General features: G+C 57.5%; 1 protein-coding gene and 2 pseudogenes. 2 read left to right on the forward strand and 1 reads right to left on the reverse strand.

Annotated elements, in window-relative coordinates:
* Nucleotides 1-344, reverse strand: a pseudogene (locus AAC083_RS12290) (methyl-accepting chemotaxis protein); the annotation flags it as partial.
* A gap of 33 nt (nt 345-377) precedes the next feature.
* Between AAC083_RS12290 and AAC083_RS12295 the strand changes: the two are divergent.
* Nucleotides 378-1,199 (forward strand): potassium channel family protein, encoded by an 822-nt coding sequence (locus tag AAC083_RS12295; RefSeq protein ID WP_108536754.1) that lies wholly within the window; start codon nt 378-380, stop codon nt 1,197-1,199.
* Nucleotides 1,200-1,352: 153 nt separating this feature from the next.
* Nucleotides 1,353-1,567: pseudogene (locus AAC083_RS23075) on the forward strand (TIGR04211 family SH3 domain-containing protein); the annotation flags it as partial.

A 1,567-nucleotide genomic window follows, 5' to 3' on the forward strand; every position in this document is an offset into this window, starting at 1 on the left:
GACTTGAGCAGCACCTTGTGGCTCAGATCCTTGCGGGCGAAGCGTTCCAGCAGGCCCACCAGGTAGTGCACCTGCTTGACCATGAGACGGGAGCCGGTTAGCAGCAGTACCACGAAGATGACCCCCATCACGGCGGTTTCCATCACCCCGGTCCAGAGCAGGCGATCGGCAATGGCATTGGCCTTGTCGGCATCTATGCCCTCGCTCAGCAGGGTGGTTTCCAGAATGCTGGCGTCAAACCAGAGCTTGATGAGCAACAACACAGTACTGAACACCATGAGCAGTACCACTTTGGGTATCAGCCGGATGTTGCTCATTCTTTTCTCCAGCAGGTTCAACTGCATTGCCATTCTCCTTTTTAAAAGCCGTTTTTTCCTTTGCCCTCAGGACTATCGGCATTATCTTCTCTTTTATTCATTTGTACTGTGCCTAAAGTCGGAAAATGTATGCGACATCACTTAACTCACCTGCGCGCCATGGATCTGCTGATGGCGTTTCTGTCGGTGATCTCCGTTGCGCTGGTCTGCGCCCGCTGGTGGGGCTACTCGGAGTGGCCCTCCCAGACACTGCAGCTCTTCTATGACGTCGACAGTCTGATCTGCTATTTCTTCCTCGCCCACTTCGCTTATGGCTGGGTGCGAGCCAGCGACAAGATGGCCTTTTTCAAGGCGAACTGGTTCTATCTGCCGGGCAGTCTGCCCATGGTGGAACAGCTACGCTGGGCGCGCTTGATCCAGTTGTGGCGGGTCTATCAGCTGTTGCGCAAGCAGCCGGATCTGCTCGGCATGTTCCGCCGCGAACGCAACGAGACCACCCTCTCGGGGATCCTGTTTCTGTTTTTCCTGCTGCTGGGGGTGGGGTCGGGCGTCATATATCTGATCGAATCGGGTCAGCCCGGCAGCCTGATACAGACCCCTTACGACGCCTTTTGGTGGACCCTGGTGACACTCTCTACCGTGGGTTATGGCGATCTGGTGCCCAAGACGGAGCAGGGACGCTTCGTCGCCAGTCTGCTGATCCTGTTCGGGGTCGGTCTGTTCGGTGCCATCAGTGGCTTCATGGCCAGCCTGTTTCTGCAGCCGGGACGGAGGGATGACGAACTGGAGAAGTGGCGGCATCACCAGAGTGCCCAGCATGAGCTGTTGCTGCAGGAGCTGCGCGCCTTGTCCGCCGAGGTGAAGGCGCTGAAACAGAAGTAGCCTCCGGCGTCTGGAATGGTCGCATGGGGGAGGGGACAAGTTGCGAGCCAGCTCTCAGCTCGGGGGGAGGCGTTTTTCTTTGCTTGTCCTTTGACCCGCAGGCGGCTTAACATTCGGCCAGTCATCTAACCAAATGAAGAGAATCGATCGACCATGCGCGCCCTTCTCGGGATCCTGATCTGCTTATGTGCCCAACAGGCACTGGCCGATACCCGTTATGTCTCAGACAACATCTCTACCTTTATCCACAACGGTCCGGGTACCCAGTACCGGATCCTAGGCAGCGTCAAGGCGGGTGAACCGCTCGAAGTCAAGGCGGTGAACAACGAGGCCGGCTTTACCCAGGTGGTGGACGGTCGTGGCCGCGA

It is taken from the genome of Aeromonas sp. HMWF014, assembly GCF_963878295.1.
GTDB classification, from domain to species: Bacteria; Pseudomonadota; Gammaproteobacteria; order Enterobacterales; family Aeromonadaceae; genus Aeromonas; species Aeromonas popoffii.